Below are 20,817 nucleotides of genomic sequence, written 5' to 3'. Positions count from 1 at the left end.
GATGGCCCGGCCTCGCTCCCCCGGGCACCGTAGGGGCACACGGCCGACTACATGACTGGGGAATTCACCATGCGCACCGCCGGCGCCACCGCCACCGCCTTGGTCCTGACCCTCGCCGCGGCAGCCGCAGTACCCGCCACGGCCGCCTCCATCCCCGGCAGGCCGGGCACCGACGGCCTCTGGCGCATGGACGGCTACGGCACGGTCCTCTCCCTCGACGGCGACACCCTCCAGGAGTTCCAGACGACATCCGTCAGCTGCATCGCGGGCGACACGGCCCGCAGGACCGCCCCCGGCACCTACGCGACCGCCGACGGCACCACACTGACCGTCCGTCCCGGCCCCGGCGGGAACCGCGCCACCCTCGGTTACGACACCTCGGTCGGACACCGTTCGCTGCGGCGGATCCAGGAACTGCCGGCCGACTGCACCCGCCCCACCCCCAAGGACCCCGGCGCCGCCTTCGACGTCTTCTGGCACTCCTTCGCCGAGAACTACCCTTTCTTCGCGGCGAAACGTGTGGACTGGCAGCACATGCGCGATCGGTACCGGCCGAAGGTCCACACGGACACCGGCCGTGAGGAGCTCTTCCAGATTTTCAGCGACATGGTCCGGCCGTTGTACGACGCCCATGTCGCCGTACTGGACGGAGAACGGGTCTTCGCCCAGGTGCGTCCCGGCACCGAGATGCCCAGCCCCCAACTCGACGCCAAGGTCGAGAAGTTCATCACCGAACGCGACCTCAAGGGCGCCCCGTACCGCCAGGACTTCGCCAACGGCCGGATCACCTACGCCGACCTTTCCGGCGGCGGGGACCGGGGTTACCTCCGCATCTCCGGTTTCGCCGGCTACACCGCCGAGGACGCCCCCCACCCCGCCCACCTCGCCGAGCTGGACAAGGCCCTGGACGCCATCCTCACCAAGGACCGCACCCGGCGGCTCAAGGGCCTGATCATCGACCTGCGCATCAACGGCGGCGGCTCCGACGCCCTCGGCATCCACATCGCCGAACGCCTCACGGACAAGCCCTACGTCGCCTACGCCAAGCGCGCCCGCAACCACCCCACCGACCCGGACCGGCACACCCGCCCCGAGCCCATCCGGGTCGTACCGGCGTCCGGGCCCCGCTACACCGGGCCCATCGCCGTACTGACCTCGGGCACGACCGTCAGCGCGGGTGAGACCTTCACGCAGGCCCTGATCGACCGTCCGGGCGGCACGGTCCGCATCGGGCAGCCGACCCAGGGTGTGTTCTCCGACGTCATGCAGCGCAACCTGCCGAACGGGATGACGGCGATCCTCCCGAACGAGGAGTTCCTGAACCGGTCGGGCCGGACCTACGACGGCACGGGCATCCCGCCCCACCTGACCGAACCGGTCTTCACGAAGGAGGAGTTCGCCAAGAAGCGGGACTCGGCGTTCGACCGCGCGGTGCGCGTCCTGAGGAACGAGGACTAGACGAAGGCCACGAAGTCCGACCAGGCCTCCGGCGTGAGCGTGAGCCGGGGGCCCTGGGTGGCGTGCTTGGAGTCGCGGACGTGGATGGTGTGGGGGGCTATGGCGATCTCGACGCAGGAGTTGCCGTCCGTGCCACTGCTGTAGCTGCTCTTGAACCAGGCCAGTTCGGAGGTATCCCCGGCAGAAGCGTTGCGGATCATGTTTCTCCCAGCACTTGCTCGATGAAGGCCAGCGACTCCCGAGGGGAGAGAGCCTGCGCACGGATGGTGCCATACCGCAGCTCAAGGATGCGGAGCTGCTTGGGATCACTGGTCGGCCGTCCACTGAACGCTCCGTCGGAGCGACCCACCGCCGTACCGTCCGGGAACTTCAGCAGCTCGATCTTGCCGTCCACCCCGGGGTGAGCATCCGTCTCGGTCGGCATGATCTGAAAGGTCACGTTGCGCAAGCGGCCCACCTCCAACAGCCGTTCGAGCTGTTGTCGCCACACCATTGTGCCCCCGACCCGTCGACGCAGCACCGCCTCCTCCAGGACGTAGTGCACCGACGGGGCAGGGTCTCGTTGGAAGACCGACTGCCGGGCCATGCGGGCAGCAACCATCCGTTCCACGTCGTCCGGCGCGTACGGCGGCTGCGCTGCCTCGAACAAGGCCCGCGCATGCTCCGGGGTCTGCAACAAGCCATGGACGCTGTTGCACTCATACACCCCGATCTCCACCGCTTGCCCCTCCAGCTTGGCAAGCTCCCGCACCTTCTTGGGATACCGGACCTTCTTCACGTCCTCCCACGCCGCCGCGACCAGCCCGCCCGCCCCCAGCACCTCATCAGCCCTGACCAGATAGTCCTGCCGGGGAATCCGCTTCCCGCCCTCGATCTTGTAGACCATGTCCTCGCCGTACCCCACGGCCGTCCCGAACTCGGAGGCCCGCATCCCCACCGCCTCACGCCGCAGCTTCAGCTGCCGCCCGACCGTGGCGATGACCGCGACGCCCCACTCGTCGTCCGGGTCCACCTCCCAACCCGGCTCGTCCGCCTCGCCCTTGAGCCGCCCCGCGTCCGCCTCGACCGTCATCCCGCACCCTTCCGCCGTCGTACGACCGTGCCCGGCGCCCTACCCGTACGCCCGGCCCCGACAGCCCGGACAACGCCGGACAAGCTCCGGACAGTCACCGTACGCACTCGCCGAGTCACTGTTCACGGTAAGCGCGGACGGCCACGCTGAGTGACGTGAAGCAGAACTCCCCCGAACTCGGCACTCCTGTCCGCAACTTCAGCCTCCAGCTGTCCCCCACCCCGCGCGGGGCCCGCCTGGCGCGTCTCCTCGCCACGGAACAACTGCGCTCCTGGGGACTGCCCCTGGACCCGGCGCGGCAGGTCATCGCCGAGTTGTCGAACAACGCCGCGACGCACGGCCGCGCCCCCGGCCGTGACTTCCGCCTGCTCCTCTACGTCGTCGCCGGCACCCTCCGCATCGAGGTGACGGACACCCGCGCCGACCGGCTGCCGACGGCACGACCCGGCCTGGGTCTCCTCCTGGTCGACGCGCTCGCCGATCGCTGGGGCGTCACCCGGGGGCTGCCACCCCGCAAGACCGTCTGGGCCGAGATCGACCTCGCGCCGGAGCCTGAAAACCCACACTCCGGCGGCACAGGCGCCCTCCTCAAAGGACCACAAGGGTGAAAGGACCTGACCAAACCCCACCCCTCCTCCCAGCCTCAGGGCCGCCTCACCCTCGCGAGTGAACATCGCCAACTCAGCTGGATTCCGGGGCCCTTGCCTGCCCTACGCTCAGCGCAACACAACCGCAGACATGCGACGGCCCCCGCCGGGACGGCAATCCCAGTGCGAGGGCCTGACCACCGAGGAAGGCTCCAACTTCCTGATGGATACGCAGAACCCTAACGTGCCCGCGCACGCCCACACCCGGGTTGCCGGAAAGAAGCACCCGAACCGGCGGCATCCCCACGTCGGCCTGGTGCACGACAACACCCGCCACACCACCCGCTTCACGGTGATCGGCAACCACCTGGCCCAGCACCCGGAGCTGTCACTGCTCGCGATCGGGCTCTCGGTGCACATCCAGTCGCTCCCGGCGGGCTCCCGCATCGACATCAAGTCCCTGGCCGCCCGCTTCCCGGAGGGCACCACCCGTATCGCCGCCGGCCTGCGCGAGCTCGAAGCCCACGGCTACCTGCGCCGCACCCACGAACGCGTCCCGGACGGCCGGATCATCACCCGCACGACCTCCTGCAACCAGCCGGGCCACAGCGGTGCGGACACCCCGCGCCCGGCCCCGAGGAGGCGGACGAGGCAGCCCGGCGGCAAACCCCTCCCCGCGCTACCGCGCCCGGCCTGCCCCGCCCCCGCCCTCCTCCAACGGGCCACCGACCTCCTCGCCGGCCTGCGCCGGGACGACCCCCGCCTTCTCCTGTCCGGGTGCGACACGGCCCACCTCGCCCCGGGGGTCGCCGCCTGGCTCGAACGGGACGTCACCCCGGCCGCCGTACGCCACGCCCTGACGACGGACCTCCCACCGGAGCCCCTCCACCGCCCGGCCGCCCTCCTCGCCCACCGCCTCACAGCCCAGCTGCCGCCCCCACCGCCCTTCGGGGCACCGCAGGCGCCACCGCCGCCCACCCGGCACCCCCTCCAGACCTGCGACGGCTGCGACCGCGCGTTCCGCGCACCGGCGCCCGGCCACTGCCGCGACTGCCGATCCAGCCGAACCGAACTCCTGGAAGCCGCATGAGGCGAGCAACGGCCACACATGTCGCCTCGCTCCCCCGCCGACCGAGCGGGTTAGCCTGGCCGGGGCACTCCCTGGAGGTGGACGCGATGAGCACTCAGGCTGACCACGGACATGAGCTGGCCCCCCGCCCTCAGCACACTCCTGACGCCCTGCGTGCGGCCCTCGCCGCTGTCGATCCGGCCCGTCTGGAAGAGATGCAGGCCACGAAGGACGACGCCTTCGCCAAGGCGGTCGAGTGGCAGTCCCTCAGCCCTGTGCAGAGCTGGGTGCTGACCTGGGCCCGCGACATCGAGATCGCCCGGCGTCCTGACCTGTCCACCCGTTACGCCCGCGCGAAGGGCAACCTGGAGCACGAGAAGCCCGCCATCGCGCAAGAGGCCCTGCGTGAACTGAGCGCTGTCCTGGACGAAGCCATGAACGCAGTCCGCGAGTGAGCTGGAAGTGGGAGTACGCCTTCGGCGCGGAGGAAGCGGCCCGAACCGCTCCCGCCGGCTTCCTCGCGGAGGTGGAACGCACGGCGGATGAGCTGGTCAGGGCCGCCGAAGCCCTGCACATTCACGGACAGGCGCATGAGAGCGTCGACCCGAAGGTCGGCGACGTCATCGTGCCCGGCGGCATGTTCACGTATCAGGTCGTCGTCCGCAGCGAGCGGATCTACGTCGTCCAGATCACGTACCTGGGCTTCTGACCCGACCGCTCGAAACACACCTGCCGTGTGGCTGCGCCCCCTGGGCCGGTGAGCCCGACCACCCGCGTGTGCGGAACAGGCCGTGACCACCCCGGGCACGGCAAAGGGACCCGCACGACCGAAGTCGTACGGGCCCCTTCGAGCCACTCAGGTCAGTAGACCCTCAAGCCAGTCCGAGGACTCACTTGGTGATCTTGGTGACCTGGCCGGCGCCCACGGTCCGGCCACCCTCACGGATGGCGAACTTCAGGCCCTCTTCCATGGCGACGGGCTGGATGAGCTCCACCTTCATCTCGGTGTTGTCACCCGGCATGACCATCTCGGTGCCCTCGGGGAGGGTCACCACGCCGGTCACGTCCGTCGTACGGAAGTAGAACTGCGGGCGGTAGTTGTTGAAGAACGGCGTGTGGCGGCCACCCTCGTCCTTGGACAGGATGTAGGCCTGCGCCTCGAACTCGGTGTGCGGCGTGACCGAGCCCGGCTTGATGATGACCTGGCCGCGCTCGACGTCCTCGCGCTTGATGCCACGGAGGAGCAGACCGACGTTCTCACCGGCCTGGCCCTCGTCGAGCAGCTTGCGGAACATCTCGATGCCGGTGACCGTGGTGGTGGTCTTCTCCTGCTTGATGCCCACGATGTCAACGGTCTCGTTGACCTTGAGGACACCACGCTCGATACGGCCGGTGACGACCGTACCGCGACCGGTGATCGTGAAGACGTCCTCGATCGGCATGAGGAACGGCTTGTCGACGTCACGCTCGGGCTGCGGGATGTTCTCGTCCACGGCCTTCATGAGCTCGAGGACGGAGTTGCCCCACTCCTTGTCGCCCTCGAGGGCCTTGAGCGCCGAGACCTTGACGACCGGCAGGTCGTCGCCCGGGAACTCGTACTCGGAGAGGAGCTCACGAACCTCGAGCTCGACGAGCTCCAGGATCTCCTCGTCGTCCACCATGTCGGCCTTGTTCAGCGCGACGACGATGTACGGAACGCCGACCTGGCGGGCCAGGAGCACGTGCTCCTTGGTCTGCGGCATCGGGCCGTCGGTGGCGGCGACCACGAGGATGGCGCCGTCCATCTGCGCCGCACCCGTGATCATGTTCTTGATGTAGTCCGCGTGACCGGGGCAGTCGACGTGGGCGTAGTGACGCGTCTCGGTCTGGTACTCGACGTGCGCGATGGAGATGGTGATACCGCGCTGGCGCTCTTCAGGAGCCTTGTCGATCTGGTCGAAGGCCGAGGCCTCGTTCAGGTCCGGGTACGCGTCGTGCAGCACCTTGGTAATGGCGGCCGTGAGGGTCGTCTTACCGTGGTCGATGTGACCGATGGTGCCGATGTTGACGTGCGGCTTAGTCCGCTCGAACTTCGCCTTCGCCACGGGGGTCCTCCTGGGGAGTGGTTCTGGTACGCCTTACTCATCGGCGCCAGGTGATCTTTGCTGGAAAGCCCGGGCCCCGGGGCACTCGCACCGCGATTGCGGCGGAATGCCCCTCAAGGCTCCGGAGTCAAGCCTACGGCGTGTAGACGCGGTGCGTTACTCGCCCTTGGCCTTCGCGATGATCTCCTCGGCGACGTTCCGCGGAACCTCGGCGTAGGAGTCGAACTGCATGGAGTAGCTCGCACGGCCGGACGTCTTGCTGCGCAGGTCGCCGACGTAGCCGAACATCTCCGAGAGGGGCACGAGGCCCTTCACGACGCGGGCACCCGCCCGCTCCTCCATGGCCTGGATCTGGCCACGGCGGGAGTTGATGTCACCGATGACCTCGCCCATGTAGTCCTCGGGCGTGGTGACCTCGACGGCCATCATCGGCTCGAGCAGCACGGGGCTGGCCTTGCGCGCGGCCTCCTTGAAGGCCTGCGAACCGGCGATCTTGAACGCGAGCTCGGAGGAGTCGACCTCGTGGTAGCCACCGTCGATGAGCGTGACGCGGACGCCCGTCATCTCGTAGCCCGCGAGGATGCCGAACTGCATGGCCTCCTGCGCACCGGCGTCCACCGAAGGGATGTACTCCTTCGGGATACGGCCACCGGTGACCTTGTTCACGAACTCGTACGAGGCGTCGCCGCCCTCGATCGGCTCGATCGCGATCTGCACCTTGGCGAACTGGCCGGTACCACCAGTCTGCTTCTTGTGCGTGTAGTCGACGCGCTCGACCGCCTTGCGGATGGTCTCACGGTAGGCGACCTGCGGCTTGCCGACGTTGGCCTCGACCTTGAACTCACGGCGCATACGGTCGACCAGCACCTCGAGGTGCAGTTCACCCATACCGCCGATGATGGTCTGGCCGGTCTCCTCGTCCGAGTGAACCTGGAAGGACGGGTCCTCCTCGGCCAGGCGCTGGATCGCGACGCCCAGCTTCTCCTGGTCACCCTTCGACTTGGGCTCGATGGCGACCTGGATGACCGGCGCCGGGAAGTCCATGGACTCCAGGATCACCGGGTTCTTGTCGTCGGACAGCGTCTCACCGGTGGTGGTCTGCTTCAGGCCCATCACGGCGACGATGTCGCCGGCGCCCACCGAGTCGATCTCCTCACGCTTGTTCGCGTGCATGCGGTAGATCTTGCCGATGCGCTCCTTCTTGCCCTTGACGGAGTTCAGCACCGCGGTGCCGGACTCCAGGCGGCCCGAGTAAACCCGGACGAAGGTGAGCTTGCCGAGGTGCGGGTCGCTCATGATCTTGAACGCGAGCGCGGCGAGGGGCTCGTCCTCCGACGGCTTGCGCGCGACGACCAGCTCCGGGTCCTTGACGTCGTGGCCCTCGATGGCCTCGACGTCGAGCGGAGTGGGCAGGTAGCGCACGACCGCGTCGAGCAGGGGCTGAACGCCCTTGTTCTTGAACGCGGTGCCGCAGAACACGGGGGTGACGGTGGTGCCGCCGCCCTTGCCGGACGCGATCGTGATACGGCGGATCGCGGCGTAGAGCTGCTCCACGGTGGGCTCGGTGCCCTCCAGGTACAGCTCCATCAGCTCTTCGTCGTTCTCGGCGACGGCCTCGAGCAGCTTGCCGCGGTACTCCTCGGCAGCCTCGACGTGGGTGTCCGGGATGTCGACGGTGTCGTACATCTCACCCTTGGTCGCCTCGGCCGACCAGACCAGGGCCTTCATCGTCACGAGGTCGATGACGCCCTTGAAGTCCGCCTCCGCACCGATCGGCAGCTGCATGACCAGCGGCTGCGCGCCCAGGCGGTCCGAGATCATGTCCACGCAGCGGTGGAACTCGGCGCCGGTACGGTCCAGCTTGTTGACGAAGCAGATACGCGGCACACCGTAACGGTCGGCCTGACGCCACACCGTCTCGGACTGCGGCTCGACACCGGCGACACCGTCGAACACCGTCACGGCACCGTCGAGCACGCGCAGGGAGCGCTCCACCTCGACGGTGAAGTCGACGTGACCCGGGGTGTCGATGATGTTGATGGTGTAGTCGTTGTCCTCGAGCGGCCAGTGACAGGTGGTCGCAGCAGACGTGATCGTGATGCCACGCTCCTGCTCCTGCTCCATCCAGTCCATGGTGGCAGCGCCGTCGTGGACCTCACCGATCTTGTACGACACGCCCGTGTAGAACAGGATCCGCTCGGTGGTGGTCGTCTTGCCCGCGTCGATGTGGGCCATGATCCCGATGTTGCGGACCTTGGCCAGGTCAAGTGAAGTGGTAGCCATAAGGCTTCAGTCTTCTCTCGGTCTCGATGTGGGTAGCGACTACCAGCGGTAGTGCGCGAAGGCCTTGTTGGACTCGGCCATCTTGTGGGTGTCCTCGCGCTTCTTCACAGCGGCACCGAGGCCGTTGGAGGCGTCGAGAAGCTCGTTGAGCAGACGCTCGGTCATGGTCTTCTCGCGACGGGCGCGGGAGTAACCGACCAGCCAGCGCAGCGCGAGCGTGTTGGCGCGACCGGGCTTGACCTCGATCGGAACCTGGTACGTCGCACCACCGACACGGCGGGACTTGACCTCGAGGGTCGGCTTGATGTTCTCCAGCGCGCGCTTCAGCGTGATGATCGGGTCGTTGCCCGTCTTCTCACGCAGACCCTCCATGGCGCCGTAGACGATGCGCTCGGCGGTGGAGCGCTTGCCGTTCAGCAGCACCTTGTTGATGAGGGAGGTCACCAGAGGAGAACCGTAGACCGGGTCGATGATGACCGGGCGCTTCGGGGCGGGGCCCTTACGAGGCATTCTTACTTCTCCTTCTTGGCGCCGTAGCGGGAACGGGCCTGCTTGCGGTTCTTGACACCCTGGGTGTCGAGGGAGCCACGGATGATCTTGTAGCGAACACCCGGCAGGTCCTTCACACGGCCGCCGCGCACGAGCACGATGGAGTGCTCCTGCAGGTTGTGTCCCTCACCCGGAATGTAAGCGGTGACCTCGATCCCGCTGGTCAGACGCACACGCGCGACCTTACGCAGGGCCGAGTTCGGCTTCTTCGGGGTGGTCGTGAACACACGCGTGCAGACGCCCCGACGCTGAGGGGAACCCTCGAGTGCGGGCGTCTTGTTCTTCTCGACCTTGTCCTGCCGGCCCTTACGGACCAGCTGCTGGATCGTAGGCACTACTTCTCCGGTTTCTGTGTGCCGAATGGTGAAGCTAACCTGGAACACCTCCGACCCACGCGGTCGGGTGTGTCGAATCACGCGGACTCCCGCCGCCAGGCAGAAATAAGCGCAGATTGCGGTGGCCGGTGTCAGCCCGCCGTGCGGTTCATGGCACACACGCGAGCCAGGGCACACCCCAGGCACAAGGTCTGAGCGTACCTACCGCATTCGCTGCGGTCAAAACAAATGGGCACCGCCCGCATCGCCCCGCGGGACATGTCAAGCCCCCCGACCCTTGTCGATCTTCAATTCGGTGGCGTGTGTCCGATATGCACACACCTTCACGATGCTACGACGGACACGACCGTCAGCAACACCAGAACGAGTGCCCAACCCGCCGTGGACAACCACCCGAGCACCAGTCCGGTCAGCGCCAGCCCGTCCCCCAGCTCTCCGCGGCTGCGGATCTCCGCCCGGGCCACATGCCCCAGCACGACGGCCGGAATGCCGGTCAGCCCCATGGTCGGCACGCACAGCAGCCCGCAGACGCCCGCCGCGACGGCCTTCCCGTTGGTTCGCGTGCGGGGCACGGGCAGGAACGCCGGTGGCACGGACACGACCGAGGCCGGCTGCGACAGCGGCCCCTGCGGCAGATCCGCGACGAGCATCGCCAGCTCCCCCACGGTCCGCGCCGCGTACGCCCGCCCCACCCGCTTCTCGAACTCGTCCCGTTCCATCCGGCCTTCGCCGTACCCGGCTCTGAGCACGTCCACGGCCCGCTCCCGATCCGCGTGCGACGCGAGCATCGACGGAGCACCGGAGCCCTGCCAGGGCTGCCAGGACGGATAGTGCGGCTGCGACACGGGGCACCTCCCCGGGGTCCGGAGTCCTTCCATGATGCGCCCGGGCGCATGGTTCCGGCACCGGTGCGTGGCGAGGGAGGCACCGCATGTCGGCCAGACAGCCGACAGACGCCCTCCCAGCACGGGAACGCGCCCCGGCCTCACCGCACTCCCCGGGACGCGCCGCAGGCCCGCCGGGACGGCGTACGAGTCCGCCCCACCCGGGACACCGGCCCGCGGAAAACGCCGAAGGGCGGCCACCCGGCAGGGTGACCGCCCTTCGACTCAAGCGACTCGCTTACTGGTTGTACGGACCGTAGTCGTAGTCCTCCAGCGGAACGGCCTGGCCGGAGCCCGTGCCGAACGGCGAGTAGTCGATGTCGTCGTAGCCGACGGCCGAGTACATCGCGGCCTTGGCCTCCTCGGTCGGCTCGACCCGGATGTTGCGGTAGCGGGACAGACCCGTACCGGCCGGGATGAGCTTACCGATGATGACGTTCTCCTTGAGGCCGATGAGGCTGTCGGACTTGGCGTTGATCGCCGCGTCCGTCAGGACTCGGGTCGTCTCCTGGAAGGAGGCGGCCGACAGCCAGGATTCCGTCGCCAGCGAGGCCTTGGTGATACCCATGAGCTGCGGACGACCCGAGGCCGGGTGACCACCCTCCTGGACCACACGACGGTTCTCGGTCTCGAACTTCGAGCGCTCGACCAGCTCGCCGGGCAGCAGCTCGGCGTCGCCCGACTCGATGATCGTCACACGGCGGAGCATCTGCCGGATGATGATCTCGATGTGCTTGTCGTGGATCGACACACCCTGCGAGTTGTAGACCTTCTGGACCTCGCCGACCAGGTGGACCTGGACGGCACGCTGGCCCAGGATGCGCAGCACGTCGTGCGGGTTGGTGGCACCCACGGTGAGCTTCTGGCCCACCTCGACGTGCTCGCCCTCGCTGACCAGGAGACGGGCACGCTTCGAGATCGGGAACGCCGTCTCGTCGCTGCCGTCGTCCGGGGTGACGACGATCTTCTTGGTCTTCTCGGTCTCCTCGATCCGCACGCGGCCCTGGGCCTCGGAGATCGGGGCGACACCCTTCGGGGTACGGGCCTCGAAGAGCTCGACGACACGCGGCAGACCCTGGGTGATGTCGTCACCGGCCACACCACCGGTGTGGAAGGTACGCATCGTCAGCTGGGTACCGGGCTCACCGATGGACTGGGCGGCGATGATGCCGACCGCCTCACCGATGTCGACCAGCTTGCCGGTGGCGAGCGAACGGCCGTAGCACATCGCGCAGGTGCCGACGGCGGACTCGCAGGTCAGGACCGAGCGGGTCTTGACCTCCTCGACGCCGCGCCGCACGAGCTCCTCGATGAGGACGTCGCCCAGGTCGGTACCGGCCGGGGCCAGCACCTGCCCGTCGACGACGATGTCCTCGGCGAGGCAGCGCGCGTACACGGAGGTCTCGACGTCCTCCGTCTTGACCAGCGTGCCCTCGGCGTTCCGGTCGGCGATCTTCAGACGCAGACCGCGCTCGGTGCCGCAGTCCTCCTCGCGAATGATGACGTCCTGGGAGACGTCGACCAGACGACGCGTGAGGTAACCCGAGTCGGCGGTACGCAGAGCGGTGTCCGCCAGACCCTTACGGGCACCGTGCGTGGAGATGAAGTACTCCAGCACGGACAGGCCCTCACGGAAGGAGGCCTTGATCGGACGCGGGATCGTCTCGTTCTTCGCGTTCGACACCAGACCACGCATACCGGCGATCTGACGCATCTGCATCATGTTGCCTCGTGCACCCGAGTTCACCATCATGAAGATCGGGTTGGTCTTCGGGAAGTTGTCGTTCATCGCCTCGGCGACCTCGTTGGTCGCCTTGGTCCAGATCGCGATGAGCTCCTGCGTGCGCTCGTCCTTGGTGATCAGACCGCGCTCGTACTGCTTCTGGACCTTCTCGTCCTGCGCCTCGTAGCCCTTGACGATCTCCTTCTTCGCCTCGGGAACGACGACGTCGGAGATGGCCACGGTCACGCCGGAACGGGTGGCCCAGTAGAAGCCGGACGCCTTCAGGTTGTCGAGCGTCGCCGCCACGATGACCTTCGGGTAGCGCTCGGCGAGGTCGTTGACGATCTCCGAGAGCTGCTTCTTGCCGACCTCGTAGTCGACGAACGGGTAGTCCTCGGGCAGCAGCTCGTTGAAGAGCGCACGGCCCAGGGTGGTGTTCAGCCGGAAGCTGTCACCCTGCTGCCACTCGGGCTCGCCCTCCTCACGCGCCGGCGGGGTCCAGCCACGCGGCGGGATGGTGCCGACCGGGAAGCGGACGTCGATCCTCGACTGGAGCGACAGCTCGCCCGCGTCGAAGGCCATGATCGCCTCGGCGACCGAGGAGAAGGAACGGCCCTCGCCCTTGAGGTCGCGCATCTCGCCGTCGGTGGTGAGGAAGAACAGACCGAGGACCATGTCCTGGGTCGGCATCGTCACCGGGCGGCCGTCGGCCGGCTTGAGGATGTTGTTCGAGGACAGCATCAGGATGCGGGCCTCGGCCTGCGCCTCCGCGGACAGCGGCAGGTGCACGGCCATCTGGTCACCGTCGAAGTCCGCGTTGAACGCGGTGCAGACGAGCGGGTGGATCTGGATGGCCTTGCCCTCGACCAGCTGCGGCTCGAAGGCCTGGATACCGAGGCGGTGCAGCGTGGGCGCACGGTTCAGCAGAACCGGGTGCTCCGCGATGACCTCTTCCAGCACGTCGTACACGACCGTGCGGCCGCGCTCGACCATGCGCTTGGCGCTCTTGATGTTCTGCGCGTGGTTCAGGTCCACCAGGCGCTTCATCACGAACGGCTTGAAGAGCTCCAGCGCCATCGCCTTCGGCAGACCGCACTGGTGCAGCTTCAGCTGCGGACCGACGACGATCACGGAACGCGCGGAGTAGTCCACACGCTTACCGAGCAGGTTCTGACGGAAGCGACCCTGCTTGCCCTTCAGCATGTCGCTGAGGGACTTCAGCGGGCGGTTACCGGGACCGGTGACCGGGCGACCACGGCGGCCGTTGTCGAACAGCGCGTCGACGGCCTCCTGGAGCATGCGCTTCTCGTTGTTCACGATGATCTCGGGCGCACCGAGGTCGAGAAGGCGCTTCAGTCGGTTGTTCCGGTTGATCACACGGCGGTACAGGTCGTTCAGGTCGGAGGTCGCGAAGCGGCCACCGTCCAGCTGCACCATCGGGCGAAGGTCCGGCGGGATGACCGGCACGCAGTCCAGCACCATGCCCTTGGGGCTGTTGCTGGTCTGCAGGAACGCGGAGACGACCTTCAGGCGCTTGAGCGCACGGGTCTTCTTCTGGCCCTTGCCGGTGCGGATGATCTCGCGGAGGCGCTCGGCCTCCTCGTCGAGGTCGAAGGACTCCAGACGCTTCTGCAGCGCCGCGGCACCCATCGAGCCGTCGAAGTACGTGCCGAAGCGGTCACGCAGTTCGCGGTAGAGCAGCTCGTCGCCCTCGAGGTCCTGGACCTTGAGGTTCTTGAAGCGGTTCCACACCTCGTCGAGGCGGTCGATCTCGCGCTGCGCACGGTCGCGCAGCTGCTTCATCTCGCGCTCGGCACCCTCGCGCACCTTGCGGCGCACGTCGGCCTTGGCGCCCTCGGCCTCCAGCTCGGCCAGGTCGGTCTCGAGCTTCTTGGCGCGGGCCTCCAGGTCGGCGTCGCGGCGCTGCTCGATCTGCTGGCGCTCGACGGAGACGTGGGCCTCCAGCGAGGGCAGGTCACGCGTACGGCGCTCCTCGTCGACGTACGTGATCATGTACGCCGCGAAGTAGATGACCTTCTCGAGGTCCTTGGGGGCCAGGTCGAGCAGGTAGCCCAGACGCGACGGGACGCCCTTGAAGTACCAGATGTGGGTGACCGGGGCGGCGAGCTCGATGTGGCCCATCCGCTCACGGCGCACCTTGGCGCGGGTGACCTCGACGCCACACCGCTCACAGATGATGCCCTTGAAGCGGACACGCTTGTACTTGCCGCAGTAGCACTCCCAGTCCCGGGTCGGACCGAAGATCTTCTCGCAGAAGAGTCCGTCCTTTTCGGGCTTGAGCGTGCGGTAGTTGATCGTCTCGGGCTTCTTGACCTCGCCGTGGCTCCACTGACGGATGTCGTCAGCGGTGGCCAGACCGATCCGGAGCTCGTCGAAGAAGTTGACGTCGAGCACTATGCGTCAATCCCTCTCAGGGTTGTAAGTCATGGGGTCTGATACGGGGGTCCTGGGGCCGGAGGCCTTCATGACGAAGGCCTCCGAACTCCCGTCAGACCTCTTCGACGCTGCTCGGCTCACGCCGGGACAGGTCGATGCCAAGCTCCTCCGCAGCGCGGAAGACGTCCTCGTCGGTGTCGCGCATCTCGATGGACATGCCGTCCGAGGACAGCACCTCCACGTTGAGGCACAGGGACTGCATCTCCTTGATGAGCACCTTGAAGGACTCGGGGATGCCGGGCTCGGGAATGTTCTCGCCCTTGACGATGGCCTCGTAGACCTTCACGCGGCCGGTGACGTCGTCGGACTTGATGGTCAGCAGCTCCTGGAGGGCGTACGCGGCGCCGTAAGCCTCCAGCGCCCACACCTCCATCTCACCGAAGCGCTGGCCACCGAACTGGGCCTTACCACCCAGCGGCTGCTGGGTGATCATCGAGTACGGACCGGTCGACCGGGCGTGCAGCTTGTCGTCGACCAGGTGGTGCAGCTTGAGGATGTACATGTAGCCGACCGAGATCGGCTCCGGGAACGGCTCGCCGGAGCGGCCGTCGAACAGCGGCGCCTTACCGGTCGGGAGCACCATGCGCTCGCCGTCGCGGTTCGGGATGGTGTGGTTCAGCAGACCGGCCAGCTCGTCCTCACGCGCACCGTCGAAGACGGGGGTGGCGACGTTCGTGCCCGGCGCGACCTGGTCGGCCTCGATGGCCTGCAGGCGCTGAGCCCAGTCGTCCGCGAGCCCGGAGACGTCCCAGCCGCGGCTGGCGAGCCAGCCGAGGTGGATCTCCAGGACCTGCCCCGGGTTCATTCGGGACGGCACACCGAGCGGGTTGAGGATGATGTCGACCGGAGTGCCGTCCTCCAGGAACGGCATGTCCTCGATCGGCAGGATCTTCGAGATGACGCCCTTGTTGCCGTGACGGCCGGCGAGCTTGTCACCGTCGGTGATCTTCCGCTTCTGCGCGACGTACACGCGCACCAGCTGGTTCACACCGGGGGGAAGCTCGTCGCCCTCCTCGCGGTCGAAGACGCGGACGCCGATGACCTTGCCGATCTCGCCGTGCGGCACCTTCAGCGAGGTGTCACGGACCTCACGGGCCTTCTCACCGAAGATGGCGCGCAGCAGGCGCTCTTCCGGCGTCAGCTCGGTCTCACCCTTGGGCGTGACCTTACCGACGAGGATGTCGCCGGCGACGACCTCGGCACCGATGCGGATGATGCCGCGCTCGTCGAGGTCGGCGAGGACCTCCTCGGAGACGTTCGGGATGTCCCGGGTGATCTCCTCGGGGCCGAGCTTGGTGTCACGGGCGTCGACCTCGTGCTCCTCGATGTGGATCGAGGAGAGGACGTCGTCCTGCACGAGGCGCTGCGACAGGATGATCGCGTCCTCGTAGTTGTGACCCTCCCACGGCATGAACGCCACGAGCAGGTTCTTGCCGAGCGCCATCTCGCCGTTCTCGGTGGCCGGACCGTCGGCCAGGACCTGGCCCTCGATGATCCGGTCGCCCTCGTTGACGATGACCTTCTGGTTGACCGAGGTGCCCTGGTTGGAGCGGGCGAACTTGGCCAGGCGGTACGTGATGTACGTGCCGTCGTCGTTGGCGGTGGTGATGTAGTCCGCGGAGACCTCCTGGACCACACCGGCCTTCTCGGCCTTGACCACGTCGCCGGCGTCGACCGCGGAGCGGTACTCCATGCCGGTACCGACGAGTGGGGCCTCGGACTTAATCAGCGGCACGGCCTGACGCATCATGTTCGCGCCCATGAGGGCACGGTTGGCGTCGTCGTGCTCGAGGAAGGGGATCATGGCCGTCGCGACCGACACCATCTGGCGCGGCGAGACGTCCATGTAGTCCACGTCCTCGGGGCCGACGTAGTCGACCTCGCCGCCCTTGCGGCGGACGAGCACCCGGGCCTCGGCGAACCGCATGTCGTCACCCAGCGTGGCGTTCGCCTGCGCGATGACGAAGCGGTCCTCCTCGTCGGCGGTCAGGTAGTCGACGTCGTCGGTGACCTGGCCGTCGATGACCTTGCGGTAGGGGGTCTCGACGAAACCGAACGCGTTGACCCGGCCGTAGGAGGCGAGCGAGCCGATCAGACCGATGTTCGGGCCTTCGGGCGTCTCGATCGGGCACATGCGGCCGTAGTGCGAGGGGTGCACGTCACGGACCTCGAAGCCGGCCCGCTCACGGGAGAGACCACCCGGGCCAAGCGCCGACAGACGGCGCTTGTGGGTGAGACCCGACAGCGGGTTGTTCTGGTCCATGAACTGCGACAGCTGGCTGGTGCCGAAGAACTCCTTGATGGAGGCGACGACCGGCCGGATGTTGATCAGGGTCTGCGGCGTGATCGCCTCGACGTCCTGGGTCGTCATCCGCTCGCGGACGACACGCTCCATACGCGCCAGACCCGTACGGACCTGGTTCTGGATGAGCTCGCCGACGCTGCGCAGGCGGCGGTTGCCGAAGTGGTCGATGTCGTCGGTCTCGACGACGATGTTCGTACCACTGTCGCCGACCGTCTCGGTCTCGCCCGCGTGCAGCTTCACCAGGTACTTGATCGTCGAGATGATGTCCTCGACGGTCAGGATCCCCGCGTCCAGCGGAGCGTCCGCACCCAGCTTCTTGTTGACCTTGTAGCGGCCGACCTTGGCCAGGTCGTAGCGCTTGGGGTTGAAGTACAGGTTCTCCAGCAGCGTCTGCGCGGCCTCACGCGTGGGGGGCTCGCCCGGACGCAGCTTGCGGTAGATGTCGAGCAGCGCGTCGTCCTGGCCCTGGGTGTGGTCCTTCTCCAGGGTGGCGCGCATCGACTCGTACTCGCCGAACTCCTCGAGGATCTGCTCGGTGGTCCAGCCGAGCGCCTTGAGCAGGACGGTGACGGACTGCTTGCGCTTGCGGTCGATGCGGACACCGACCATGTCGCGCTTGTCGATCTCCATCTCCAGCCAGGCACCCCGGGACGGGATGATCTTCGCGGAGAAGATGTCCTTGTCGGACGTCTTGTCGATGGAGGAGTCGAAGTAGACACCGGGCGAACGGACGAGCTGCGACACCACGACACGCTCGGTGCCGTTGATGACGAAGGTGCCCTTGTTCGTCATGAGCGGGAAGTCGCCCATGAAGACCGTCTGGGACTTGATCTCGCCGGTCTCGTTGTTCGTGAACTCGGCGGTGACGAAGAGCGGGGCCGCGTACGTGAAGTCGCGGTCCTTGCACTCGTCGATGGAGTTCTTCGGCGGCTCGAAGCGGTGGTCGCGGAAGGTCAGCGACATCGACCCGCTGAAGTCCTCGATCGGGGAGATCTCCTCGAAGATCTCCTCGAGCCCGGACTTGGTGGGGACGTCCTGACCGTTCTCGAGAGCCTCCTCGACCCGACTCTGCCAGGCGGTGTTGCCGAGGAGCCAGTCGAAGCTCTCGGTCTGCAGCGCGAGCAGGTTCGGAACCTCGAGAGGCTCCTTGATCTTTGCAAAAGAGATGCGCAGCGGGGCAGTGCTGGCGGCGTTGTTCGTATTCGCGGTCGAGGCGTTGCGCGAGGCGGCCAAGAGGGGGTCCTTCCGAGGGCTCGGACTCACTACGCGCGTACCGGCCCCTCTCCCGTACACGGAGACAAGCCGCGCCGATCCGGCCAAAGGCCAGGTCAACAGGTCTTGTCGTCGATGCTCGGGCGAGGGCAGACCCCTGGTGACGGGCAGGGGACAGCTAACAGGCAGCGCAAAGGGTCAGTGTAGCCACTTGGCACACTGATGTCCAGTGCGGGTTGTGAAACCCGTGTTCACCCTCGTTGTTCCACTCCTGCGACACGGCGCTGCCCTCAACGCACGTTGATACTGCCCTCTTCGTCGCCGATCCATGCCTCGGATTCGGATCCTGTGACGACGCGTCCTGAGAATTGCGCGCTGCGTGCGGTTCGTCAAGGCCCCCCTGCCCGATCCGGAGCCGCCCGGGGGCACGACGAAGATCACCATACCCCCCGTCACAGAGGGTTCAAGGCAACCGCGGCCGACCCCCGAGAACGCCGAAGAGCGACCACCCGGATGGATGATCGCTCTTCCGCGCTTACGCGTTACACGTCCAGCCGGACGTGTTGCGGATCCTGACGGATCCGAGGGTCTTACTTGACCTCGACGGAGGCGCCGGCGCCCTTGAGGGACTCGGCGGCCTTCTCGGCGGCGTCCTTGGCGACCTTCTCGAGAACGGGCTTCGGGGCGCCGTCCACGAGGTCCTTGGCCTCCTTCAGACCCAGGGAGGTCAGCTCACGCACGACCTTGATGACCTGGATCTTCTTGTCGCCGGCACCGGTGAGGATGACGTCGAACTCGTCCTGCTCCTCAGCGGCCTCGGCCGGGGCGGCCGGACCGGCCGGGCCGGCGACGGCGACGGCCGCGGCGGCGGTGACGTCGAACTTCTCCTCGAACGCCTTCACGAACTCGGAGAGCTCGATGAGGGTCATCTCCTCGAACTGCGCGAGCAGGTCTTCCTGGCTGAGCTTCGCCATGATGGCGGTCCTTCCACTAAATCGGCAGGTGCCGGATGTACATGTGAGGCGGGCGTACTACTGGCCCGCGACGGTCGCCGCGTTCAGGCAGCGGCGGCCGGGATGCGAGCCGAGTTACTCGGCACCGCCCTGCTCGTCCTGCTTGGCACGGAGCGCGTCCACGGTGCGGACGAGCTTCGAGGGAAGCGCCTGGAAGAGCTGAGCAGCCTGGGACTGCTTGCCCTTGAAGGCACCCGCCAGCTTGGAGAGCAGAACCTCGCGGGACTCGAGGTCCGCAAGCTTCTTGATCTCATCGGCGGACATCGCCTTGCCGTCAAGGACGCCGCCCTTGATGACGAGGTTGGGGTTGTCCTTGGCGAAGTCACGGAGACCCTTCGCCGCCTCGACCGGGTCACCGGTCACGAAGGCGACGGCCGACGAACCCGCAAAGAGGTCGTCCAGCGTCGTGATCCCGGCCTCGTTGGCCGCAATCTTGGTCAGCGTGTTCTTCGCCACACGGTACTGAGCGTTCTCACCGAGTGAACGACGCAGCTGCTGGAGCTGCGCGACGGTGAGACCGGTGTACGCGGTAACGACAGCAGCGTTGGAGTTGCGGAACTTCTCCCGCATCTCCTCGACGGCATCGACCTTGTCTGGCCTCGCCATGAGCCTCGGCCTCCTTCCGGGTGATTCGGACCGCGCGGACCCGAAGGAGGACTGGGGAAAACGAAACGCCCCGGCGCAAGCGCACGGGGCGTAGCTCGACCGGATTCACGCACACACGAGGCGGCGGACTCCGGGAGCTTCTCCAGTGTCACCTGCGCGGGTCGTCCGCCGTTCAGCGGATCCTTCGGCCACCGCACCCTCTGATGAGCGCGCGGTAACGACCAGCGGTCTTTGGCTTCTGTAGGAGAGTACGGGAACGGATCGCCGTCAAGCAAATCCGCCCGTACGGCTGATCAGCGCGGGGCGGTTCAGCCCTGCTCCAGCTCCTTGAACATCTCGCCCAGGTCCGCGACGTCCTTGGCCGGCGGGGCCGCGACGGTGACCGGCTTGTTGTAGTCGAGGAAGGTGATCGTCATGTCCATGGGGCCCTTGTCGGCCTGGCCCTTCATGCGGAACTGCTTGGTGTGGTCCTCGCCGTCGACCCACATGTCCATCGTGAACTTGTCGACGCCGAGCTTCTCGTACTGCTTGATGCTCTTCTCGCGCTGCTTGCGGGTCTCCGCCTTCTCGTCCTTCAGCGAAGCGCGCAGGTCGGCGAGGGTGACCGTGCCCGTGTAATGGGTGGTCTCGACTCCGTCGACCTTCTCGCTGCCGACCTCCTTCACGTCCTTGGCGCCCGTGAGGAAGGTGGACTCAGCCGCCGGGTTCTGCTCGGCCTGGCTCGTGGACCCCATCCGGTCCAGGTCCTTGGCGGCGTCGGAGCCGGACAGGTCGAACTTCAGCCAGCGCTTGCCGTCCATCTCCTTGGCCATCTCGGCTCCCCCGCCGAGGTACATGGCCTTGTCGACGAGACGGATCTCCACGGTCTCGCCCGCCGCCTGGTCGGGGGCCTGCATCTTCATGCTCATGGCGATCGTGGGCTTCAGGCGCATGGAGGCCTCGCCCTCGACCCGACCGGACTCGGGGACCGAGCCCTTCATGCGGTACTGGAGGGACGTGATGTCCTCCGTGTTCTTCGCCGCCTTGGCGACGGCCGCCGCGGGCGTCATCTCCGGCGACTCCTCGGAACCGCAGCCGACGGCACCGGCGGCGAGAAGCAGAGCGCCCAGGCCGGCGGCAGGTATGGACTTCTTCATCGGATTCCCCCCAAGGAATACATGCTTGCTTCACAGCAAGGCCG

The 20,817-nt window shown here is 67.2% G+C and carries 17 protein-coding genes; 5 read left to right on the top strand and 12 right to left on the bottom strand.

Features of this window, described 5'->3' with window-relative positions; genetic code table 11:
* The first annotated feature begins 51 nt into the window (after nucleotides 1–51).
* Entirely contained in the window at nucleotides 52–1,458 is a 1,407-nt protein-coding gene (locus tag ACIQHQ_RS24625; protein WP_402615074.1) for a S41 family peptidase, read from the top strand.
* Here ACIQHQ_RS24625 and ACIQHQ_RS24620 read toward each other — a convergent pair.
* Together ACIQHQ_RS24620 and ACIQHQ_RS24615 are read right to left on the bottom strand one after the other, a co-directional pair.
* The gene (locus ACIQHQ_RS24620; RefSeq protein ID WP_402615072.1) at nucleotides 1,455–1,658 is read right to left on the bottom strand and encodes a DUF397 domain-containing protein; all 204 of its coding nucleotides are present in this window, start codon (nucleotides 1,656–1,658) and stop codon (nucleotides 1,455–1,457) included. The genes ACIQHQ_RS24625 and ACIQHQ_RS24620 overlap by 4 nt on opposite strands.
* Complete coding sequence (locus ACIQHQ_RS24615; RefSeq protein ID WP_402615069.1) at nucleotides 1,655–2,530, bottom strand: helix-turn-helix domain-containing protein; 876 nt, start codon at nucleotides 2,528–2,530, stop codon at nucleotides 1,655–1,657. Before ACIQHQ_RS24615 ends, ACIQHQ_RS24620 begins: the two co-directional genes overlap by 4 nt.
* A gap of 155 nt (nucleotides 2,531–2,685) precedes the next feature.
* On the opposite strand from ACIQHQ_RS24615, the gene ACIQHQ_RS24610 reads away from it, so the two are divergent.
* The 4 genes from ACIQHQ_RS24610 to ACIQHQ_RS24595 all read left to right on the top strand — a co-directional run bounded on the left by ACIQHQ_RS24610 (nucleotide 2,686) and on the right by ACIQHQ_RS24595 (nucleotide 4,895).
* Nucleotides 2,686–3,138 (top strand): ATP-binding protein, encoded by a 453-nt coding sequence (locus ACIQHQ_RS24610; RefSeq protein WP_402615067.1) that lies wholly within the window; start codon nucleotides 2,686–2,688, stop codon nucleotides 3,136–3,138.
* Nucleotides 3,139–3,340: 202 nt separating this feature from the next.
* Nucleotides 3,341–4,207, top strand: a complete 867-nt coding sequence (locus ACIQHQ_RS24605; protein ID WP_402615347.1) for a helix-turn-helix domain-containing protein — start codon at nucleotides 3,341–3,343, stop codon at nucleotides 4,205–4,207.
* 86 nt (nucleotides 4,208–4,293) lie between these two features.
* Nucleotides 4,294–4,641: a hypothetical protein gene (locus ACIQHQ_RS24600; RefSeq protein ID WP_402615064.1), complete on the top strand. Its 348-nt coding sequence runs from the start codon at nucleotides 4,294–4,296 to the stop codon at nucleotides 4,639–4,641.
* Nucleotides 4,638–4,895 (top strand): hypothetical protein, encoded by a 258-nt coding sequence (locus ACIQHQ_RS24595; RefSeq protein WP_402615061.1) that lies wholly within the window; start codon nucleotides 4,638–4,640, stop codon nucleotides 4,893–4,895. Before ACIQHQ_RS24600 ends, ACIQHQ_RS24595 begins: the two co-directional genes overlap by 4 nt.
* Before the next feature lie 181 nt (nucleotides 4,896–5,076).
* Here the strand turns inward: ACIQHQ_RS24595 and tuf are convergent, their stop codons facing one another.
* The 10 genes from tuf to ACIQHQ_RS24545 all read right to left on the bottom strand — a co-directional run bounded on the left by tuf (nucleotide 5,077) and on the right by ACIQHQ_RS24545 (nucleotide 20,773).
* On the bottom strand, nucleotides 5,077–6,270 hold the full coding sequence (tuf, locus tag ACIQHQ_RS24590; protein WP_184987131.1) for an elongation factor Tu: 1,194 nt from the start codon (nucleotides 6,268–6,270) through the stop codon (nucleotides 5,077–5,079).
* Between the two features lie 156 nt (nucleotides 6,271–6,426).
* Nucleotides 6,427–8,553: an elongation factor G gene (gene fusA, locus ACIQHQ_RS24585; RefSeq protein ID WP_402615059.1), complete on the bottom strand. Its 2,127-nt coding sequence runs from the start codon at nucleotides 8,551–8,553 to the stop codon at nucleotides 6,427–6,429.
* A gap of 39 nt (nucleotides 8,554–8,592) precedes the next feature.
* Nucleotides 8,593–9,063 carry a 30S ribosomal protein S7 gene (gene rpsG, locus ACIQHQ_RS24580; protein ID WP_003992340.1) on the bottom strand — a complete coding sequence of 157 codons (471 nt, stop codon included), beginning with the start codon at nucleotides 9,061–9,063 and terminating at the stop codon, nucleotides 8,593–8,595.
* A gap of 2 nt (nucleotides 9,064–9,065) precedes the next feature.
* On the bottom strand, nucleotides 9,066–9,437 hold the full coding sequence (gene rpsL, locus ACIQHQ_RS24575; RefSeq protein WP_003948652.1) for a 30S ribosomal protein S12: 372 nt from the start codon (nucleotides 9,435–9,437) through the stop codon (nucleotides 9,066–9,068).
* A gap of 323 nt (nucleotides 9,438–9,760) precedes the next feature.
* Nucleotides 9,761–10,282 (bottom strand): DUF1707 and DUF4190 domain-containing protein, encoded by a 522-nt coding sequence (locus tag ACIQHQ_RS24570; protein WP_402615056.1) that lies wholly within the window; start codon nucleotides 10,280–10,282, stop codon nucleotides 9,761–9,763.
* A gap of 277 nt (nucleotides 10,283–10,559) precedes the next feature.
* Complete coding sequence (locus ACIQHQ_RS24565; RefSeq protein WP_402615054.1) at nucleotides 10,560–14,459, bottom strand: DNA-directed RNA polymerase subunit beta'; 3,900 nt, start codon at nucleotides 14,457–14,459, stop codon at nucleotides 10,560–10,562.
* Nucleotides 14,460–14,553: 94 nt separating this feature from the next.
* Nucleotides 14,554–18,039 (bottom strand): DNA-directed RNA polymerase subunit beta, encoded by a 3,486-nt coding sequence (gene rpoB / locus ACIQHQ_RS24560; RefSeq protein WP_402615051.1) that lies wholly within the window; start codon nucleotides 18,037–18,039, stop codon nucleotides 14,554–14,556.
* A 569-nt stretch (nucleotides 18,040–18,608) separates the two neighbouring features.
* Nucleotides 18,609–18,992 (bottom strand): 50S ribosomal protein L7/L12, encoded by a 384-nt coding sequence (gene rplL, locus ACIQHQ_RS24555; RefSeq protein ID WP_031141278.1) that lies wholly within the window; start codon nucleotides 18,990–18,992, stop codon nucleotides 18,609–18,611.
* Between the two features lie 114 nt (nucleotides 18,993–19,106).
* Nucleotides 19,107–19,637 carry a 50S ribosomal protein L10 gene (gene rplJ, locus ACIQHQ_RS24550; RefSeq protein WP_030839726.1) on the bottom strand — a complete coding sequence of 177 codons (531 nt, stop codon included), beginning with the start codon at nucleotides 19,635–19,637 and terminating at the stop codon, nucleotides 19,107–19,109.
* Nucleotides 19,638–19,945: 308 nt separating this feature from the next.
* Nucleotides 19,946–20,773, bottom strand: coding sequence for a DUF1396 domain-containing protein (locus ACIQHQ_RS24545; protein ID WP_402615048.1), 828 nt, complete (start codon nucleotides 20,771–20,773; stop codon nucleotides 19,946–19,948).
* Nucleotides 20,774–20,817: the final 44 nt, after the last annotated feature.

The sequence above is a fragment of the Streptomyces sp. NPDC092370 genome, assembly GCF_044755265.1.
In the GTDB taxonomy this organism is placed as follows: Bacteria; Actinomycetota; Actinomycetes; order Streptomycetales; family Streptomycetaceae; genus Streptomyces.
Note: the sequence above shows the minus strand (reverse complement) of the source record. Positions and strands in the feature narration are given on the sequence as shown.